This window comes from Psychrobacter sp. NPDC077938, from assembly GCF_044542635.1.
Taxonomy (GTDB): domain Bacteria; phylum Pseudomonadota; class Gammaproteobacteria; order Pseudomonadales; family Moraxellaceae; genus Psychrobacter.
Genome location: NZ_JBITUW010000005.1, coordinates 44,900 through 63,027 on the forward strand (window position 1 = coordinate 44,900; position 18,128 = coordinate 63,027).

Annotated in this window: 14 protein-coding genes and 1 tRNA gene; 9 read left to right on the forward strand and 6 right to left on the reverse strand. The window is 41.3% G+C overall.

Annotation, left to right across the window (positions count from 1 at the left end; all coding sequences use genetic code 11):
- Positions 1–227: 227 nt before the first annotated feature.
- On the reverse strand, positions 228–1,334 hold the full coding sequence (locus ACIGBM_RS09575) for an AI-2E family transporter (protein ID WP_397477594.1): 1,107 nt from the start codon (positions 1,332–1,334) through the stop codon (positions 228–230).
- A gap of 518 nt (positions 1,335–1,852) precedes the next feature.
- Here ACIGBM_RS09575 and purM point away from each other — a divergent pair.
- Together purM and purN are read left to right on the forward strand one after the other, a co-directional pair.
- Entirely contained in the window at positions 1,853–2,914 is a 1,062-nt protein-coding gene (gene purM, locus ACIGBM_RS09580) for a phosphoribosylformylglycinamidine cyclo-ligase (protein WP_101206312.1), read from the forward strand.
- A complete protein-coding gene (gene purN, locus ACIGBM_RS09585; protein WP_397477595.1) occupies positions 2,914–3,606 on the forward strand; it encodes a phosphoribosylglycinamide formyltransferase in 693 nt (230 codons plus the stop codon). Before purM ends, purN begins: the two co-directional genes overlap by 1 nt.
- Before the next feature lie 171 nt (positions 3,607–3,777).
- Here the strand turns inward: purN and ACIGBM_RS09590 are convergent, their stop codons facing one another.
- Both ACIGBM_RS09590 and ACIGBM_RS09595 read right to left on the reverse strand, forming a co-directional pair.
- Entirely contained in the window at positions 3,778–5,151 is a 1,374-nt protein-coding gene (locus tag ACIGBM_RS09590) for an NAD-dependent succinate-semialdehyde dehydrogenase (RefSeq protein ID WP_397477596.1), read from the reverse strand.
- A gap of 403 nt (positions 5,152–5,554) precedes the next feature.
- Complete coding sequence (locus tag ACIGBM_RS09595; RefSeq protein WP_057761159.1) at positions 5,555–6,544, reverse strand: LysR family transcriptional regulator; 990 nt, start codon at positions 6,542–6,544, stop codon at positions 5,555–5,557.
- Between the two features lie 699 nt (positions 6,545–7,243).
- Between ACIGBM_RS09595 and ACIGBM_RS09600 the strand changes: the two genes are divergently transcribed.
- Positions 7,244–8,830: an isocitrate lyase gene (locus tag ACIGBM_RS09600; RefSeq protein WP_101206309.1), complete on the forward strand. Its 1,587-nt coding sequence runs from the start codon at positions 7,244–7,246 to the stop codon at positions 8,828–8,830.
- 153 nt (positions 8,831–8,983) lie between these two features.
- Positions 8,984–10,588, forward strand: a complete 1,605-nt coding sequence (locus ACIGBM_RS09605; protein ID WP_397477597.1) for a CYTH domain-containing protein — start codon at positions 8,984–8,986, stop codon at positions 10,586–10,588.
- Between the two features lie 146 nt (positions 10,589–10,734).
- Here ACIGBM_RS09605 and ACIGBM_RS09610 read toward each other — a convergent pair whose 3' ends face one another.
- A complete protein-coding gene (locus tag ACIGBM_RS09610) occupies positions 10,735–11,250 on the reverse strand; it encodes a L,D-transpeptidase family protein (RefSeq protein ID WP_397477598.1) in 516 nt (171 codons plus the stop codon).
- Positions 11,251–11,390: 140 nt separating this feature from the next.
- Here ACIGBM_RS09610 and ACIGBM_RS09615 point away from each other — a divergent pair, with 140 nt between their 5' ends.
- On the forward strand, positions 11,391–12,659 hold the full coding sequence (locus ACIGBM_RS09615) for a hypothetical protein (RefSeq protein ID WP_397477599.1): 1,269 nt from the start codon (positions 11,391–11,393) through the stop codon (positions 12,657–12,659).
- 145 nt (positions 12,660–12,804) lie between these two features.
- On the opposite strand, the gene ACIGBM_RS09620 is transcribed toward ACIGBM_RS09615, so the two are convergent.
- Positions 12,805–14,043 (reverse strand): argininosuccinate synthase, encoded by a 1,239-nt coding sequence (locus ACIGBM_RS09620; protein WP_057761167.1) that lies wholly within the window; start codon positions 14,041–14,043, stop codon positions 12,805–12,807.
- 335 nt (positions 14,044–14,378) lie between these two features.
- Here ACIGBM_RS09620 and pyrC point away from each other — a divergent pair, with 335 nt between their 5' ends.
- From pyrC to ACIGBM_RS09640, 4 genes are all read left to right on the forward strand, one after another.
- Positions 14,379–15,449, forward strand: a complete 1,071-nt coding sequence (pyrC, locus tag ACIGBM_RS09625) for a dihydroorotase (protein ID WP_341610134.1) — start codon at positions 14,379–14,381, stop codon at positions 15,447–15,449.
- Positions 15,450–15,740: 291 nt separating this feature from the next.
- Positions 15,741–16,400, forward strand: coding sequence for a ribonuclease T (gene rnt, locus ACIGBM_RS09630; RefSeq protein WP_397477729.1), 660 nt, complete (start codon positions 15,741–15,743; stop codon positions 16,398–16,400).
- 277 nt (positions 16,401–16,677) lie between these two features.
- The gene (locus tag ACIGBM_RS09635) at positions 16,678–16,875 is read left to right on the forward strand and encodes a hypothetical protein (RefSeq protein ID WP_397477600.1); all 198 of its coding nucleotides are present in this window, start codon (positions 16,678–16,680) and stop codon (positions 16,873–16,875) included.
- Positions 16,876–16,927: 52 nt separating this feature from the next.
- A tRNA-Glu gene (locus ACIGBM_RS09640) sits at positions 16,928–17,003 on the forward strand.
- Between the two features lie 239 nt (positions 17,004–17,242).
- Here the strand turns inward: ACIGBM_RS09640 and ACIGBM_RS09645 are convergent.
- Complete coding sequence (locus ACIGBM_RS09645; RefSeq protein WP_397477601.1) at positions 17,243–17,851, reverse strand: BLUF domain-containing protein; 609 nt, start codon at positions 17,849–17,851, stop codon at positions 17,243–17,245.
- Positions 17,852–18,128 lie beyond the last annotated feature (277 nt).

Below are 18,128 nucleotides of genomic sequence, written 5' to 3' on the forward strand. Positions count from 1 at the left end.
GTAAGTAATGGCCCTATAGCCTTTGCAGAAATCGGTCAGTCACTTTGTCGAAAACAACGTTAGCAAAACTGGTACCAAAACGGTTGATACTATCAACACTGCGCCTATATATAACATATTTACAAAATGACTGACAAGTCTTTTACCCATTAAGCCTTATCAATCATTGCGTTCCTATCCTAATATTACATATCAATCTTTATCTAGCATGTTCAATAATAAGATAATTATCTTTTTTCAAACAATGCCAGTTGTTTACGACCTTTATAAAAGTCAGTGGTTCGATAATAGCTGTATACATGGCGGAACAGGACGTTTAAGACAGCGGATACTGGTAAGGCGATTAACATACCGACAAAACCTAATAGACTGGCTCCTGCCAATACAGCAAATATGACCCACAATGGCGATAGACCAATCTTATCACCTAACAGCAATGGTTGTAGAATATAACCTTCTGCTGCTTGTCCAATCAAGAACGCACCTACGACCAATGACAAATACGTCCAGTCCAATCCGAACTGAAATAAGCACGCGATAATAGCCGCGATAAAACCAATACCGAATCCTAAGTAAGGCACAAAACTGGCAATGCCTGCTACCATACCAATGATAAGCCCAAGCTCTAGCCCAATGAGCTGTAACTGTACAGCATAAATAGCGCCTAGCAACACCATCACCAGCAATTGACCTTTAATAAATGCCATCAATGCCAGATCACACTCTTTAGCTATTTCAGTCACTTTTTGACAGTAAGCACCTGGTATTGCCATCTTCCAGTTATGCAAACGCTGATCCCAATTAAATAGGAAGTAAAAGGTCAAAATAGGCACCAATACAATGAGACCTGCATTATTGATGAAGTTCATACTTGAGGTCAGTATTTGGCTCATCATGGTGCTAGCATCAGCAAACTTATAGTTCGTTTGCATATAATCGACAAGAGTATCGGAAAACTCTTTAGATTCTAGTTCGGGCAGTTTGATACGAGTATTACTATTGAACCACTCTCGTACTACTTGATTGTACCAATTAAATATCTTTGGCAAATAATCCCACGCCGCTTGCAACTGATGCCACAATGTCGGTACTAACCACCATAATAATAACGTCATCCCCAAGGTAATCGTCGAGTAGACGATAATAATCGCGACCCAACGCTTGATGTATTTTGATAGGCGCTTGACTAGAGGATTAAATAGGTAAGCCAACATAAAGGCAAAAACGAAAGGTACGATGACGGGCATCATCAAGTACAAAAGAAACACAGCCACCACTAACGCCACGACAATAAATAAACGCCGAAAAAAAGGATCGATTGGTTGGTTCATCATGGCAAGTAATCCTATAGTTGGACAGGTTTAAAAATTGACAGGTTTGAAAAAGTGACAGGGAGTCAGTCAGTGATAGCGATTTCTAAATGATATAACTATAGCCATCACGATGTGTCACTAGGCGAATTGCTTTTTTCTCATTAGTTTTAGCTAGATAAACTGAGACGTATCAACGTTCCTAAAAAATCTAATTTTTGATAAATTTATGTTTATTAGTCTTTATTCTGTTAATCACATTTGAACTTTTATTAAGGCCATTATTGACAATAAATTTAGCGTTCTATTATCGCAGAGTACAATAAAAAATCAGTCATTTTTTGTTTCTTAACCGCTTATTTGGCACTTAATGCAAATCTTAGTCAAATATTGGCAAGTTGCTTTGCGAGTACGGTCTGTTTTTGGGTATAATGCGCGCACTGTCTTTAAACTTTGCTTTTGAACTTTATAACGCTAATTTTTGCGTGCTCAATTACTTTACCTTCTAATCCCAATTATCTATCCCCAACTGTGAGATGACTATGAGTGACAAGCCTTCTTTAAGCTACAAAGATGCCGGTGTTGATATCGATGCAGGCGATGCTTTGGTTCAGCGAATCAAGTCCGTTGCAAAAGCCACTACTCGTCCTGAAGTCGTGGGTGGACTTGGCGGTTTTGGTGCATTATGCCGTATCCCAACAGGTTATACCTCACCATTATTGGTTTCTGGTACTGATGGCGTCGGTACCAAACTAAAATTGGCGCTACAGCTGAACCGTCATGACACGATTGGTATTGATTTGGTCGCGATGTGCGTCAATGACCTATTGGTTTGCGGCGCAGAGCCACTATTCTTCTTAGACTACTATGCAACTGGTAAGCTGGATGTTGATGTAGCGGCGACTGTCGTGACTGGTATTGGTGATGGTTGTAAATTAGCTAACTGTGCGCTTATCGGCGGTGAAACTGCTGAAATGCCAGGCATGTATCAAGACGACGATTACGATCTAGCTGGATTTTGTGTAGGCGTGGTTGAAGAAGCAGAAGTCGTCACTGGTGAAAATGTTGCAGAAGGCGATGTACTGATTGCACTTGCCTCAAGTGGCGCGCACTCAAACGGCTATTCATTGGTTCGTAAAGTCATCGAAGTTAGTGGTGTGGATGTTACAAGTAGTGACGAGCAACTAGACGGTCAGCCTATTCAAGACGCTCTAATGGCTCCTACCCGTATCTATGTAAAAGCAATCAAAGCATTACAAGATACGCTTGGTAGTTCAGCTTTACATGCGATGTCACACATCACAGGTGGTGGTCTAACGGATAACTTACCACGTGTACTACCTGACAATCTAGCGGCTAGCATCGATACTAATAGCTGGCAGTTCTCAGAGCTATTCACTTGGCTACAGACCCAAGGTAATATCGCGCAGAGCGAGATGTACCGTACCTTTAACTGCGGCGTTGGTTTTGTCATCGTTATGCCAAAAGACAAAGCAGAAGCTGCTATCCAGACTTTAACTGATGCGGGCGAAACAGCTTGGCAACTAGGTGAAATGGTCAAACGCAGCACTGATGATCAGGCGGATGCAGTGGTGTACCGTTAATGTCAGTTGATAACGCAAGCCAGCCTATCAAACCATTGCGTATTGCTGTTCTAGTCTCAGGAAGTGGTAGCAACCTGCAAGTGTTAATCAATGCCATGCAAGCAGGTGCGCTACCGATTGAAATCGTTGGTGTCATTAGTAACCGTGAAGATGCCTATGCGTTGACACGTGCTAAAGATGCCAATATTCCAGTTGCGGTATTGTCACACGTTGCTAGTGGTAAACGTATGGGTATCAAGACGTTTGAAACCCATGCCAACGAGCAGTTAATAGCATGGCAACCTGACTTGATCGTCTTGGCTGGGTTTATGCGTGTACTAAGTGGCTCATTTATCGATAATGTACCAGCGCCCATGATTAATCTTCACCCTTCTCTACTTCCGGTTTATAAGGGTTTAGATACTCATAAACGAGTCATACAAGCGGGTGAACGTCGTCACGGATGTAGTATTCATAAAGTGACAGCGGAGCTTGATGCAGGTCAGGTATTGACTCAAGCTGTATTAGATGTCGATATCAACGACACCGCAGAGATCTTACAGTCACGGGTGCAGAAGCTTGAACATCAATTGCTGCCTTGGACGATTTTACTACTAGCAAAAAATGTATTATCACTTGAAGCAAATAATACATCATCGCAAACGGAAACTTATTTGCCTAAGTTGCCTTTGCAATTGCTTATAGACGGATAAAAATTTCAGCTTATTAAGCTGCTTTTAATACCACTTTATATAGCGCAATAAAACGCCCAGCTACTCGTAATGAGTAACTGGGCGTTTTTATTTGATAACTATTTATTATTTACTATCATTTGAAACCGTAAATAACTATCTATTTAGCTAATTTGTCTAGTTAGTTCATTCTTAGAATACATGAACCGCTTTAATGTTGACAAACTCTTTGATACCGAAGCCACCATGCTCACGACCATAACCTGAGTTTTTCACGCCACCAAATGGCAGTGCAGGATTGGCAAGACCATAACCATTGATATAGACCATACCTGTATCGAATTGCTCACGTGCTAGACGAACGGCTTTCTCTTCATCTTTAGAGAAAATCGCGCCACCTAAACCATAACGACTGTCGTTAGCGATGCGCATTGCGTCATCTTCATCTTTGGCACGAATCAATGAAGCGACAGGGCCAAATAGTTCGTCATCATATGCAGGCTGACCTTTTTCAACGTTCTCTAGGATAGTTGCTGGATAGAAGCTGCCTTTACCTTCAGGTACCTTACCACCAACAGCAATCGTTGCACCTTTAGCCACACTTTGCTCTACTTGCTCATGTAGCTGCTCACGTAGATCTGCACGTGCTAATGGACCGATATCTGAGCTATCATCCATTGGGTCACCCGCTTTAGTACCTTCAAATTTCTCAACGATACGTTTACGGAACTCATCATATACGCTATCGACTACGATAAAGCGTTTGGCTGCTACACAAGTTTCACCGTTATTAATTAAACGTGCTTGAGTACAAGTTTCTACAGCAGTTTCGATATCAGCATCTTCTAATACGATAAATGCATCGTTTGAACCTAGCTCTAATACCGCTTTCTTAATCGCTTTAGCTGCTTGCTGACCAACAAGGGCACCTGCACTGTCACTACCTGTCAATGTCACGCCGCGTACTTTGTCATTGCCAATCAATGCTTCTGACTGGTCATGATCAATAATAATCGTACGGAACAAATCACTTGGTAATTCAGACTCATGAAGAATTTTTTCAATCAATAGACCAGAACCCGTGACGTTAGATGCGTGTTTTAGCAAAACACTGTTACCTGCCATCAAGTTTGCGATGGTATAACGGAATACCTGATACGCTGGGAAGTTCCAAGGCTGCATGCCATAGATAATACCGATAGGTTGGTACGTCACTAGCCCTTTCTTCATGCTTTCGATATCGCGTACATCATCAGCCAAAGAAGCAACGCCGTTTTCAGCAGTGTAATCACAGATAGCTTTACAGAGATCAATCTCTTGCATGCTCTGGTTATACAACTTGCCGCGCTCTTCAGTCATTAGCTTAGCCAGCTCTTCTTTATACTCCATCAGCTTGTCACCGATAGATTTGATGACACGGCCGCGCTCTTCGTGACTTACTGTACGCCATTCTAGAAATGCGTTATGTGAAGCGTCGACAATCTTGTTGACTTCATCGTTGCTCATATAATTGTAGTTACTGATTTCTTCGCCCGTGGTTGGGTTAATAGTAGTAATGTCTGACATAGTTACTGTCCTTATTATTCGAATTTATATTTGGGATTTATAATCGGGTTTATTGTCACTTGTAGTTATTTTGCTGTGACAGTTTTAATTATTAAATTTACGTCGATAGCACAATCTATTGGTAGCTCGTTTTCTATCTGCCGTTATCTTAACAAGCTATTTGATGAAGAGTTTTACAATATATTGTGAAGTGTGTTGAAGATGTTAATAGTGTGACTGACTTATTAAGTAAAGCTAAATTCAACATATTAACTATTAACCCTTAGGACATAAAAAAACCAGCCTAGTGGCTGGTCTAATAACTATATAGAGTGGGAGCTAAAGAAAAATTTTTTTATTAAAAAATTAAATAATAAGAAACATGTCACTTTAATAGTAGATAAGTTCAACTCACACAAACCAATCAAAACAAATGATTAATGACAGGTATCTCTTGTGGTGGATTTTCTTCTTCAGCAACGACTTGGCGCGCTACATGCATAATTAACTGACGTAACCAGCGATGGGCTGGATGATGCTGCAACAAAGGAGACCATGCCATCGTGAGCTCAAACTCAGGAATAAAAAACGGCGGATCTTCCATCATGATACTGTCATTGTTTGCCTGCATTCTTGCCACACGCGTGGGCAAAGTCGCTATCAAATCTTTATTTGCTGCAAGCATAGCAGGCATTTGATAATGTCGAGTAAAGACACTGATTTGGCGTTTTTGCCCAAGACGCTGCAGGGCCTGATCGATAGACCCTAGTCCACCAGATTTTTCTGGATTGACCCCAAAGCCCACGCCCATCCCTGTTTTAGATACCCAAACGTGCTGTGCTTTAAGGTAGTTTTTCAAATTAAAACGATTGGCATAAGGACTGTCAGAAGATAATAGGCAGCTAAAAGTATCACGCCATACCAGAACCTGATGGAAGCTTTGAGGTATCTCATTAAAACGGTTAATCGCTAAATCAACTCGTCCCTGCTCCATATCTCGGTAAGAGACGTCCGATGGAGTCAAAAAGTCCAAAATAACATTAGGCGCTTCAGAACGTAGCGCTTTCACCAGCTTAGGTACTAGGGTCGCTTCGGCATAATCTGATGTCATGATACGGAACACACGAGAGGTACTATAAGGACGGAATTCAGTACGTGGCTCCAACACTTGAGTCAAGTCAGCAAGTATCTCGCGGATACGTGGCTGTAACTCAAGGGCGCGTTCAGTCGGTGTCATACCCTCAGATGAGCGTACCAATAATGGATCATTAAACAGCTTACGCAAACGGCGCAAGATATTACTCATAGCAGGCTGGGTAATACCAAGCTGCTCGGCTGCGCGAGTGACGTTTTTTTCTCGTAGCAACACATCTAGATGGACTAATAAATTTAAATCAACCCGCTGCAAATTCATATTTGGTTCTCTTGGCTTTTGAATAAACGCCATATTAAGGCTGGCATTTGTAGTGCTGCTACAATGATTTGTGCGCTGTAACAGCATAATTTCATTATTTTCTACTAATTTTGTTCTAGTTTTTTCTGATAGATAGGTATGATAACTCATTTCAACCTATCGTAAGACCCTGTTATATAAACATTATATCATACAGAAATACCAAAGATAACTATCATAAATTAGATAAATCTTGGTAAGGTGGTTATAGTGAGTTCTATAAAGGATTTGCAGCATAGAGGACGAACTTTAGGTTCATAAGCTGTTTTCATCCGATTAAATATTGTCGCTAAGTAATATATTAATGGTTTTTATCAGTCGTTAAATACGGTTAATTGACCTCATTATTGTAACATCTCTTGCTACCAATTATGACATCACTGCCTATTAAGTATTCAGATACCTTTTAGACATATAGTGAGAATCAATAAATATTTATAAATCATCAATTATTTTCAACTGTTGAGTTCAGCAAATTTCTTGTAATAGCCTAGCGGTTTGTTTAGGGTAAATAGAGCTTCGATAGATAAATGATAGACCAAATTTTGAATATTGCTTTTTAGTACAAAGGTTTTAGTAAAGCGGATTTTAGTAAAACGACAGACCCATTATTTTAACAATTAATTTATTTGTTTTTACACCCCACCAAGGAGACTATAAATGTCAACTGCATATAAATCAGCGATCGACTTAGTACGTGAATTAAAGCAAAAGCACGGCAACTGGCAGAACATTAGCGAAGTTGATGCTGCACGTATGATGTCACAAAACCGTTTCAAAACGGGTTTGGATATCGCAAAATATACTGCAAAAATCATGCGTCAAGACATGGAAGATTATGACAATGATACGTCTCAGTACACGCAGTCTTTAGGTGCATGGCATGGTTTTGTTGCACAGCAAACTATGTACGCTAAGAAAAAATATTTCGGTACAACTTCTAAAACTTACATCTACCTTTCAGGTTGGATGGTAGCTGCCCTACGCTCTGAGTTTGGTCCACTACCTGACCAATCTATGCACGAAAAAACGTCAGTACCTAAGCTAATCGAAGAAATCTACACTTTCTTGCGTCAAGCAGATGCTAAAGTATTGAACGACTACTTCCGTGAGCTAAACGCTGCTGAAGAAGCTGGCCAAGATACTTCAGCTATCCTAGAAAAAATCGAAAACTTTGATTCACATGTTGTGCCAATCATCGCTGATATCGATGCAGGTTTCGGTAACGAAGAAGCTACTTACCTATTGACTAAGCAAATGATCGAAGCTGGTGCTTGTGCCATTCAGGTTGAAAACCAAGTATCTGATGCTAAGCAATGTGGTCACCAGGCTGGTAAAGTCACTGTACCGCATGAAGACTTCATCTCTAAGCTAAACGCTATCCGTTATGCATTCTTAGAGCTTGGTGTTGAAGACGGCGTTATCGTTGCTCGTACTGACTCTGAAGGCGCATCACTAACGCAAAAAATCCCAGTATCAAATGAGCCAGGCGACCTTGCTTCTAAATACATCGATTTCATCGAAATGGAAGAAGTAACGCTAGAAAATGCTCAAGAAAATGACAGCCTACTTAAGCACAATGGCAAACTAGTACGTCCAGTTCGTCTACCTAACGGTCTATATCAGTTCCGTGAAGAGACTAACATTGACCGTGTTGTACTTGACTGTGTCACTGCTCTAGAAAACGGCGCTGACCTACTATGGATCGAAACACCGACTCCAGACGTAGAACACATCAAAATGATGGTTGACCGTATCAAAGAGCAACAGCCTAAAGCCAAGCTAGTATACAACAACAGCCCATCATTCAACTGGACGCTTAACTTCCGTAAGCAAGTTATCGCTCAGTGGGAAGAAGAAGGCAAAGACATCTCTGCATACAATAAAGATGACTTGATGAGTGCTGATTATGACGGTACTGAGCTTGATGCAGCAGCTGACGTAGCCGCTAAGAACTTCCAACGTGATGCGTCACGTGAAGCTGGTGTATTCCATCACTTAATCACGCTACCGACTTACCACACAACTGCTCTTAGCGTTCATGAACTTGCTAAAGGCTACTTCGGTGAAGAAGGCATGCTTGCTTATGCAGCTGGCGTACAGCGTAAAGAAATCCGCGAAGGCATCTCTTGTGTTAAACACCAAGCAATGGCTGGTTCTGACCTTGGCGATGACCACAAAGAAATCTTCTCAGGCGATAACGCTCTGAAAGCTGGCGGCGGCAAGAACACGATGAACCAGTTCTAATAACCGACACACTAGCAGTATTTATCAAAAAACCGCCCTACATCATGTAGGGCGGTTTTTTATTGCGGTTTAAATAATAAGAGAATGGTAGACTAATAACTGTTTATCACAACTACCGATCAGAGCCATCAGTCAGAATTATTAGGAGCTAATATGCAAGAGATAGAGCTGAAGTTTTTGGTACCAGAGTCACGACTGAAGGGATTAATGCGTCAGACGCACGTTAAATCCTCACAAGTGACGCAACTGGCTGCACATTATTACGATACGCATGACCAACAGCTTGCACAGGCAGGTATCGGTCTGCGTATTCGCAAAGAAGGCGATACATGGGTACAAACCATTAAAGCTGGTGGTGATGGAATTGCTGCACGCTTGGAGCACAATGCTGTACTCGATAATGTTCAAGTACAAGCGATGCTCGATAATAATGAGCTGATACCTGATTTGACGATATATGAAGACACTCCAATCGCTGCGGCATTGGCTGATTTTAAACTCAAAAAGTTAGCGAAAAATCTGACACGACTTTATGTTACTGACGTCGAGCGCACTACGCGGTTGCTAACAGAAAGTAATGAGGATGAAACCGACAACTGTATCGAAATGGCTTACGATCAAGGAGAGATTATTCATGGTACTGATGACTCGCTACGCAAAGCCATTCAAGAGATAGAGTTTGAACTGGTGTCAGGAGATTTAGATTTTCTATTTACGACTGCCAAAACATGGTGCAAGCGCTATAAGCTGTGTCTATCTACTGTTACCAAAGCTGAAAACGGCGGTTTACTTATTAACGGACAAAATCACAGTCCAGCGGTCAACGCAAACCTAAGTCAATTGCAAATAGACAAAGACAGTAGTGCACCTGCTTTTATACGTGCGGTCGTACATAACTGCTTATTGCAGATACTACCAAATAGCAGTGCTATCGTCGCTGGCAGCAAAGATGACGATCATATTCTACAGTTGCGGATTGGTATTGATCGCTTGCGTACTGCGTTGAAAGCATTTGCTGACTTCTCTGATGAGATTAATCCTGAATGGCTGCCGATACTAAAGCAAACTGCAACCTTGCTTAGCGATTACTATCAACTTGCTTATATTAAGGCACAAATCGAACCTGAGCTACAAGCATGTGGCGCGCCTGCCGTCGACTGGACAGCAAATATTGAAAATATCAAAATCACACCTATCAATACGCTGCAAGCTAATGACTTTCAGATAACCTTGCTAGAGCTGATTGCCTTTACTATGAGCGACCCTAGCATTGAACCTCAGACTGACCAGCTTGCCCGCGATAAGCTAACGAAAGTCCTCTCTAAACAATATAAAAAATGCCTTAAAACCAATAAAAAAGCTGACGAAGTAAGTGACGAAGTAGGTGATACTGAGCATGTGAGCAATGACATAGATCTAAATGCAAACACAGATATTGCTGATAATGACCAACCTGAAAGCGAGCTGCTCAACCAGTTAAGAGATTTGCGTTACATCAGTGAATTTTCCGCATCTTTACTAAGTAAGAAAAAAGCTAAGAAAAAAACCAAACGTTGGCTAAAACGGCTGATAAAAGCGCAAAAAGCGTTAGAACAACTGAACGATAATAATCAATATCAGCAGTTTTATGAATTTAAATCAACAACAGATGCTAATGCTTTATATGGTTCGGGTTGGTTTACGGCCATACTGACTGATGAACAAAGTCACATTGATGCACGTTTAGAAAAATTTGCAGACAGCTCAACGTTTTGGTAGAAGTAGAAATATTATTTTTATGACGGATACTGCTTTCATAGAATAAAACCGCTCCATAAAAAAGACAGCTTGTTATATAACAGGCTGTCTTTTTTATTGTGTTCAAATAGCTTCTGTCAGCGCCATGGCTAAATGTACAACATGTCCTAATTAGCCACAATCGTAACAGGCATACCCTCTTCTACTTGCTCAAATAATTCTACAATATCTTCATTACGCATACGGATACAGCCATGTGATAGCGGAATACTCATTGGTTCAGTATCTGGTGTACCGTGAATATAGATATAGCGCTCATAAGTATCGCAACCACCTTGGCCATTACTACCTTTGTTTAACCCTTCTTCAAGACCGCTTAACCAAAGAATACGGCTTAATATCCAGTCACGATTGGGATGTAGCTCACCAAGATTGGAATCATATATCTCGCCAGTCGGTACACGCCCAACAAATACAGCATTTATCGGCTCATTACCGCCTATTTTTTGTTCAATGATATGCCTACCGAGCGGTGTGCAGCCACTATCTTGCTGACTGCCAATACCATTTTTTGCAGTAGATATCACATACTGCCCAACCTCAGTTTGCTGCTGGTATATCGTTAATGTTTGCTCAGCGACATTAATCACGAGTTGTTTATCAAGCGTTTTATTATTTGTCATAAAGGCTTCCAGCTATCAGTCATTCATCAGATTACTATCAAAGTTATTAGTAAAATGATTGAAAATTTCTATTATCAAGGGATTGTGTCAACGCTTTTGGCACCGTAATATAGGGGCACACTTTTTGATGCTAGCAGATTATGACGACTATTTCACCGACACGTGTGTCGATGTATGATTTTTTATATCATGATACCAAGCCTATGCTGTCACTTTTGGCCGATGCAGCACATCTCTCTCTACCGCAAGCTCGCTTAGGGATGGATGCCAGTCTACAAGCCATCGTAAGTGCATTGCTCGCCTATCAGCAGCGTCATCAGGGACAAGCAGTCAGCAAAAAGCTGTTTGGTCGTGGTGCTGTCAAAGAGTTACGACAGTATAACTCAATGAACTTTGCAACCATCAGTGCCACACTCTACCATCGTCACGATGCGGCAGATGCCGTATTTAGTGATAACGCCCGTGTCATAAAGGCAAGCGAACATATCGCTGAGAAGATTGATGCAACGATGCAGCAGGCTCAAACTCTACTCACCTCCTTGTGCGTGATTGTGCTGCGTGAATTGGCTATTCTGACAGAATACAGTCAGCTAGACAGTGATGAGATCAATAAATGGTTTGCGCTACAACCACAGTTTTTATCAGTGGCACGATTTAGCCCAGAGCATACACATACCTCATCTGCTGAGACAGAAAGCAATAGTGACCTGCCCGAATCAACTACTGAAGCTGTTGAAGCGATAGAAAACAACTCAGAGAATAATGCGGAGCGTACGTTATTAAATGCTGCTCAGTTATCAAGCACTCCACCTTCTTTTGATCCTTACTGGTATGAGCTGACTGGATTCAAACCTGAAAACTATGAACCTGTGCAAGATATGCAAATGGCAACAGGCAATTACTTAAAAGCCATTGGGCGCTCACCTGACAATCTACAGCAAGGTCGTCATAACGATATGCTGGTATTTACGGAGATGCATGCCGTTGCCTTACCACATCAACGTTGGTTGTTACAGTTGGCCAAAATCTCAGATATCTATCTCAGCCGAAATCGACTGCGCGTTAATTCTGAACCAGCCAATCCGCCTAAACCGCCTTTAGTAAGTTTGGGATTAATCGGCGGCAATAATGACAATACACCGACCACCACTAGTGAAAAGCCCATCGAGTATGAAGCTTCTACACCACTATGGAAGAATCCTGTCATTCTTATCATCATACTTGTCGTCGGTGTCCTTGGTGCGCTCGCTACCTTAAAGTACCAATCGCAAAAATCTGACGGTGCGATCCTGGCAACTGAAGAAGTATTAGAACAAGATGCTATTGACGAGCGGCAACAGCAGGATGTGGCCATCGTAATGGTAGATGAAGATGAATCTAACGTTGCAGAGACAGAAAAAGCTGAGTAAAGCCTTTTACTTTTGAAATAGCTATCCTCAAAGCAACCGTTTTAGCAACCATTTACTAGCCATAAAAAAAGAGACCCTATCAACATAGAGTCTCTTTTTTGTTGTGCCATCTAAGCTACGAATTGGCTATCAGTAGCCCAAAAACTTACTTAGATAAATCGCGACCACGGCTAGCTTCGATAGCTAAACGTAAGCCATTTAGACGGATAAAGCCTTCTGCGTCTTTTTGATCATAAGCGCCCGCATCATCTTCGAAAGTAGCGATTTTTTCATCAAATAATGAATCGTCAGATTTACGACCAACAACGCTCACGCTACCTTTATACAGTTTTACACGTACGGTACCGTTGACATACTCTTGTGATTTGTCAATCAATGCTTGTAGCATCATACGCTCAGGGCTGAACCAATAGCCATTGTAGATGATTTTTGCATAGCGTGGCATTAGCTCATCTTTTAGATGGGCAGCTTCACGATCAAGCGTTAACGACTCAATACCGCGATGCGCTTTTAACATAATAGTACCCGCTGGCGTCTCATAGCAACCACGTGACTTCATGCCTACGTAACGGTTTTCAACGATATCTAAACGGCCGATACCGTGTTTGCCACCGATTTCGTTCAGCTTAATCATGACTTCATAAGGCTTAAGCGCTTCGCCATCGATAGCAACGATGTCACCTTTTTCGTATTCTAGTTCTAGATATTGCGCTTCATCAGGTGCTTCTTCTGGGCTGACAGACCAGCGCCACATGTCATCTTCTGCTTCAGTATACGGTTCTTCTAGGACACCGCCTTCATAAGAGATATGCAGTAAGTTAGCATCCATTGAATAAGGAGACTTTTTCTTGTTGCCCGCATAATCGATTGCGATATCATGCTCTTCAGCATATTTCATCAAGCTTTCGCGGCTTGATAGATCCCACTCACGCCAAGGAGCAATGGTGACTACGTCTGGTGACAAAGCGACAGCACCTAGCTCAAAACGAACTTGGTCATTGCCTTTACCAGTCGCACCATGGCTGATGGCATCAGCGTTATGCTCTTTAGCAATCTCAACCAAACGCTTGGCAATCAATGGACGAGCAATAGACGTACCTAGTAAGTACTCACCTTCGTAAATGGCATTAGCACGGAACATAGGGAATACATAATCACGAGCGAACTCTTCGCGCAAATCTTCGATATGAATATGCTTGATACCCATTGCTTGAGCTTTGGCTCGTGCTGGCTCAACTTCTTCGCCTTGACCGATATCAGCGGTAAAGGTGATTACTTCCGCATCATAAGTTTCTTGTAGCCATTTAGCGATGATTGAGGTATCAAGACCACCTGAATAAGCCAAGACGATTTTATTGATATTTTTTGGATCAAGTTGAGCCATGAATAACTCCCATTATGAAATATAGTTTTAGAAAAGGCGACGATCAAATCAAAAGCAAGTCGAACGATAATTACCTGCTCAGTGTACATCATATTTACTATGGGCAAAAGTCTAACTGCCATAAGGCGTGCGCTTTTGACTTAAATTCTAGTCACCCTCATTTTTGCCACCAGAATTTAAACATCATTTAACGACAAGATATCAATCTTAGCTCGATGAATTATGTACAGATATCTAGCCTTATATTTAGTCAAGTGGGCAAATCTGTTATGATAGACCCACAGTATTACTCCCTTTTGTTTCCTTTATTTGACGATATAGAGCGCTTTGACACTATGACTGATTCGATTAGAGAATTGACCATCCTTCAGCCAGATGACTGGCATATTCATTTGCGTGACGATCTCGCTTTGAGCACGACCGTACCTCATGCAGCAAGCAGTTTTAACCGTGTCATCTGTATGCCTAACCTCGTACCTCCAGTCAAAAATGCGCAGGATGCGATTGCTTACCGCGCACGTATCATGGAGCAATTAGCAGCAAGTGATTTAAGTCTTGAGCGCAAGTCAGCTTTTGATCCACGTATGACTCTATACTTAACGGATAATACCACTGCCCAAGATATTGAGTTGGCAGCGCAGTCAGGTATCGTACAAGCTGTCAAACTCTACCCTGCTGGGGCAACTACCAACTCCGCAGATGGCGTCACCAATATTAATGCCTGCGTCGATGTCTTTGAAGCACTAGAAAAGTACAACCTACCATTGCTAATCCATGGTGAAGTTACTCAAGACCATATAGATATCTTTGATCGCGAAAAGCGTTTCTTAGATGAAGTGTTGGCACAAATTATCATAAAGTTCCCTACATTGAAAATAGTAGTAGAGCACATCACTACTAGCGATGCGGCAGATTTTGTATTGTCACAAGGTAACCATGTTGCTGCGACTATCACGCCGCAGCACTTGATGTTTAACCGCAATCATCTCTTGGTTGGTGGTATCAAACCGCATTTCTATTGCCTGCCTATCTTAAAGCGTGAAAGCCATCAAAAAGTGCTATTAGATGTAGCCACTAGTGGTAATCCAAAGTTCTTCTTAGGTACTGACTCTGCGCCACATGCGACAGACAAAAAAGAAGCCGCTTGTGGCTGTGCAGGTTGCTATAGCGCAGCCACGGCGCTGCCTTTGTATGCGACCGCCTTTGATAGTGTTGGAAAAATAGATAAGTTAGAGGGTTTTGCCAGTCGTTTTGGCGCTCAGTTCTACGGCTTACCTCTAAATGAAAGTACGATCACACTTGTCAACACGCCTATGCAAGTACCGGCTGACTATCCTTATTTTGATGGTGCATCATTGACGCCCTTAATGGCAGGTGAGACGCTACCTTGGTCAGTCAAGGCTTAATGCCCGCAAAGCTTAGCATTCAATAAATGACCTATTATTTTATCCTATGATACTAATGATACCTTTGTAGTAGATTTCTTTGTACTAAAGGTGCAGTTAGTATCATAGGATGCTTATTTCTTATTCAATATATTAGTACGACTGATAAAAGTGATTTAACTTTATATGACCAATCAAAACATAGCGACCTTGCCTGACGAAGACTTATCAAACCCTAAATCTGCTAGTCCTGATGCTACTCTAAGCACTTCCGCTGAAGATGCAGCTTCAGTGACAGATGAGCAAGCGCCTATGGCCTTAAAAGACCGCTTTCGCAAGTTCTTGCCTGTCGTCGTCGACGTGGAAACAGCAGGTTTCAACGCCCAGACCGATGCACTGTTAGAAATTGCCTGTATTCCTGTCTTACTGAATGAGCAAGGTGTATTTTATCCAGGTGAAGCTTTTAACGCTCATATCGAGCCTTTTGAAGGCGCAAACTTAGAGCCAAGTGCGCTTGCCTTTACGGGTATTGACCCTAAAAACCCAATGCGCAAAGCCATTGCTGAAGATGAAAAGACAGCATTGCGCCGGATCTTCAAAGGGTTAAAAGACGTACGCCGTGACGAAGAGTGCCGTCAGTGCGTGTTGATTGGGCACAATGCCCATTTTGACTTGGCTTTTTTAAATGCAGCTGTGCTACGAACCAATAGCAAAAATCACAATCCATTTCATAACTTTTCAGTATTCGATACCGTCACCTTATCAGCATTAGCCTTTGGTCAAACCGTCCTAGCACGCGCTTGTAAAGCAGCAGGGTTAGAGTTTGATGGTAAGAATGCTCACTCAGCTTTGTATGACACTCAAAAGACTGCTGAGCTATTCTGTCATATACTAAATAACTATCCTATGTTGGCCAATGCACTACATAATGAAGACGCGAAAGAAGAGTCAACTGATAGCGACAGTAAATAAGTCACATATCCTATATTGCCAATCATACATAATAGTGCTATTTGTAATACTTGATGACTTTGACATCTTGATTTGGCAATCAATAGGGATATGATTGATATCATAATAAATAGACGGAACTATTTTCGTGATGACAAACGTAGTTGTTTTATTCGATATGAATAGATAATTATAAAATATCACTCCTAAGCGATGTAGTTATATCCTATAGATGGTTTAAGTTGCTCACACTGTCTTGATAGTAAGCATTATCAAGATTAATAGGAGGGACTTTATTATGGATCCACAGTTCAAGTTATGGGGCACCATTCTCGGTTATATGCTGCTTGCATTGACGATTAGTGCCTGTACTTCTTTATGGATTCGCTATCATTTAAAGCGAAATGACCTACATCCACGTCGCGCAATTAAAAAAAGATATTTAATTTTAAAAAGACGTAGAAAAAGGCTTGACAGGAAGCGCCGTCGCTATTAAAATACGCACCACTTCAGCATAAATGGTGAAAGCAGTTGAAGTGTTGTTACTAGTCCCCATCGTCTAGAGGCCTAGGACACCGCCCTTTCACGGCGGTAACGGGGGTTCGAATCCCCCTGGGGACGCCACTATTTGGCGTCACTTGTTAGCACTATTGCTTAGCATTAGATTAGACTAACAAGCGTACCACCAAAAACCCAGTTCATAATTTATTATGAACTGGGTTTTTTTATGTCTGTCATTAAGAGCTAACTTATTCTTTTAAATAAAAAAGCCAGCATCAATTGAATGCTGGCTTTTTTATTTGGTTGTCTTATTGATTATAAATATAGCTTGGCTCAATGGGAACTTTTTTCATATCTATCGATTACAGCAGCAACCATAGCAACGTAGCCACTATCATCAATCCCAATATCGTCTGGATTAAAAAGAACGCCTGATGCTGCCCTACAACCTTACTTAGAGTCACCCCTAGCGTACTATATTTGACAGGAGGCGTATCAACGTTACCTGTTCTCGTTTGCTCTTCATAGTAGCCTTGCAACACGTCCAAGAACTTCTGCCACTCATTAGAATCCCACTCATAAGGCTTAAATGGCATTAACTTTTTAAGCTCAGGCTCTTTAGTCATCCAACGCTCAAGGGTAATTGAACGTAATGACCAACTGGCAAAGCGACGTTCGGTAATCTCAGAAAAATCTAAAATCTTTAATTCTTTATGTCGATCATCCACCAACAAACGATTTTTTAGATTGGTTAGTGCCTGCTCTGAGCCTTCGACACACTGCAAAAAGTAGCCATTGCCATAGCAAAGAATACCCGTGACATTATCTATTTGATTGTGTTCAACCGCGGTCTCTGAGATATCATTAAGCGTGCTAGGACTTGAAAGACCAGTAGAGGTAATCCGGCTTATATATACAAGCTGGCAGAGATCTGTCGTTACTGGATTTGTTGAATCGTTGATTGTTGACAATCAGCTTCTCCCTATTATCAGGTAAATGTCGCTAAAACAATCATACTAACTTCAGAAAAAATATAGAGACAACATAACTAAGCGTAATGAATCGGTCTGATATATTATTGATTTTATAAGTTTTTATATTAATTGTATTAAGTTAGTTACATCATAGGTTAGTTTGGTCATTAAAGCAACCTATTACTGGACATAGGCCCGCTCAGAAACAAAAAACATATGTAATAACCATATTATATTCCAAAGTAGATTATATATATTCTCGGTATAGGTTTTA

Bases quoted from the DNA above. Each gene is read 5' to 3' on its own strand.
- rnt (WP_397477729.1), top strand. From the start codon at position 15,741: ATGGCCTTAAAAGACCGCTTTCGCAAGTTCTTGCCTGTCGTCGTCGAC.
- ACIGBM_RS09615 (WP_397477599.1), top strand. From the start codon at position 11,391: ATGACGACTATTTCACCGACACGTGTGTCGATGTATGATTTTTTATAT.
- ACIGBM_RS09605 (WP_397477597.1), top strand. From the start codon at position 8,984: ATGCAAGAGATAGAGCTGAAGTTTTTGGTACCAGAGTCACGACTGAAG.
- purM (WP_101206312.1), top strand. From the start codon at position 1,853: ATGAGTGACAAGCCTTCTTTAAGCTACAAAGATGCCGGTGTTGATATC.
- ACIGBM_RS09610 (WP_397477598.1), bottom strand. From the start codon at position 11,250: ATGACAAATAATAAAACGCTTGATAAACAACTCGTGATTAATGTCGCT.
- ACIGBM_RS09600 (WP_101206309.1), top strand. From the start codon at position 7,244: ATGTCAACTGCATATAAATCAGCGATCGACTTAGTACGTGAATTAAAG.
- ACIGBM_RS09635 (WP_397477600.1), top strand. From the start codon at position 16,678: ATGGATCCACAGTTCAAGTTATGGGGCACCATTCTCGGTTATATGCTG.
- ACIGBM_RS09595 (WP_057761159.1), bottom strand. From the start codon at position 6,544: ATGAATTTGCAGCGGGTTGATTTAAATTTATTAGTCCATCTAGATGTG.
- ACIGBM_RS09590 (WP_397477596.1), bottom strand. From the start codon at position 5,151: ATGTCAGACATTACTACTATTAACCCAACCACGGGCGAAGAAATCAGT.
- purN (WP_397477595.1), top strand. From the start codon at position 2,914: ATGTCAGTTGATAACGCAAGCCAGCCTATCAAACCATTGCGTATTGCT.
- ACIGBM_RS09575 (WP_397477594.1), bottom strand. From the start codon at position 1,334: ATGATGAACCAACCAATCGATCCTTTTTTTCGGCGTTTATTTATTGTC.
- pyrC (WP_341610134.1), top strand. From the start codon at position 14,379: ATGACTGATTCGATTAGAGAATTGACCATCCTTCAGCCAGATGACTGG.
- ACIGBM_RS09620 (WP_057761167.1), bottom strand. From the start codon at position 14,043: ATGGCTCAACTTGATCCAAAAAATATCAATAAAATCGTCTTGGCTTAT.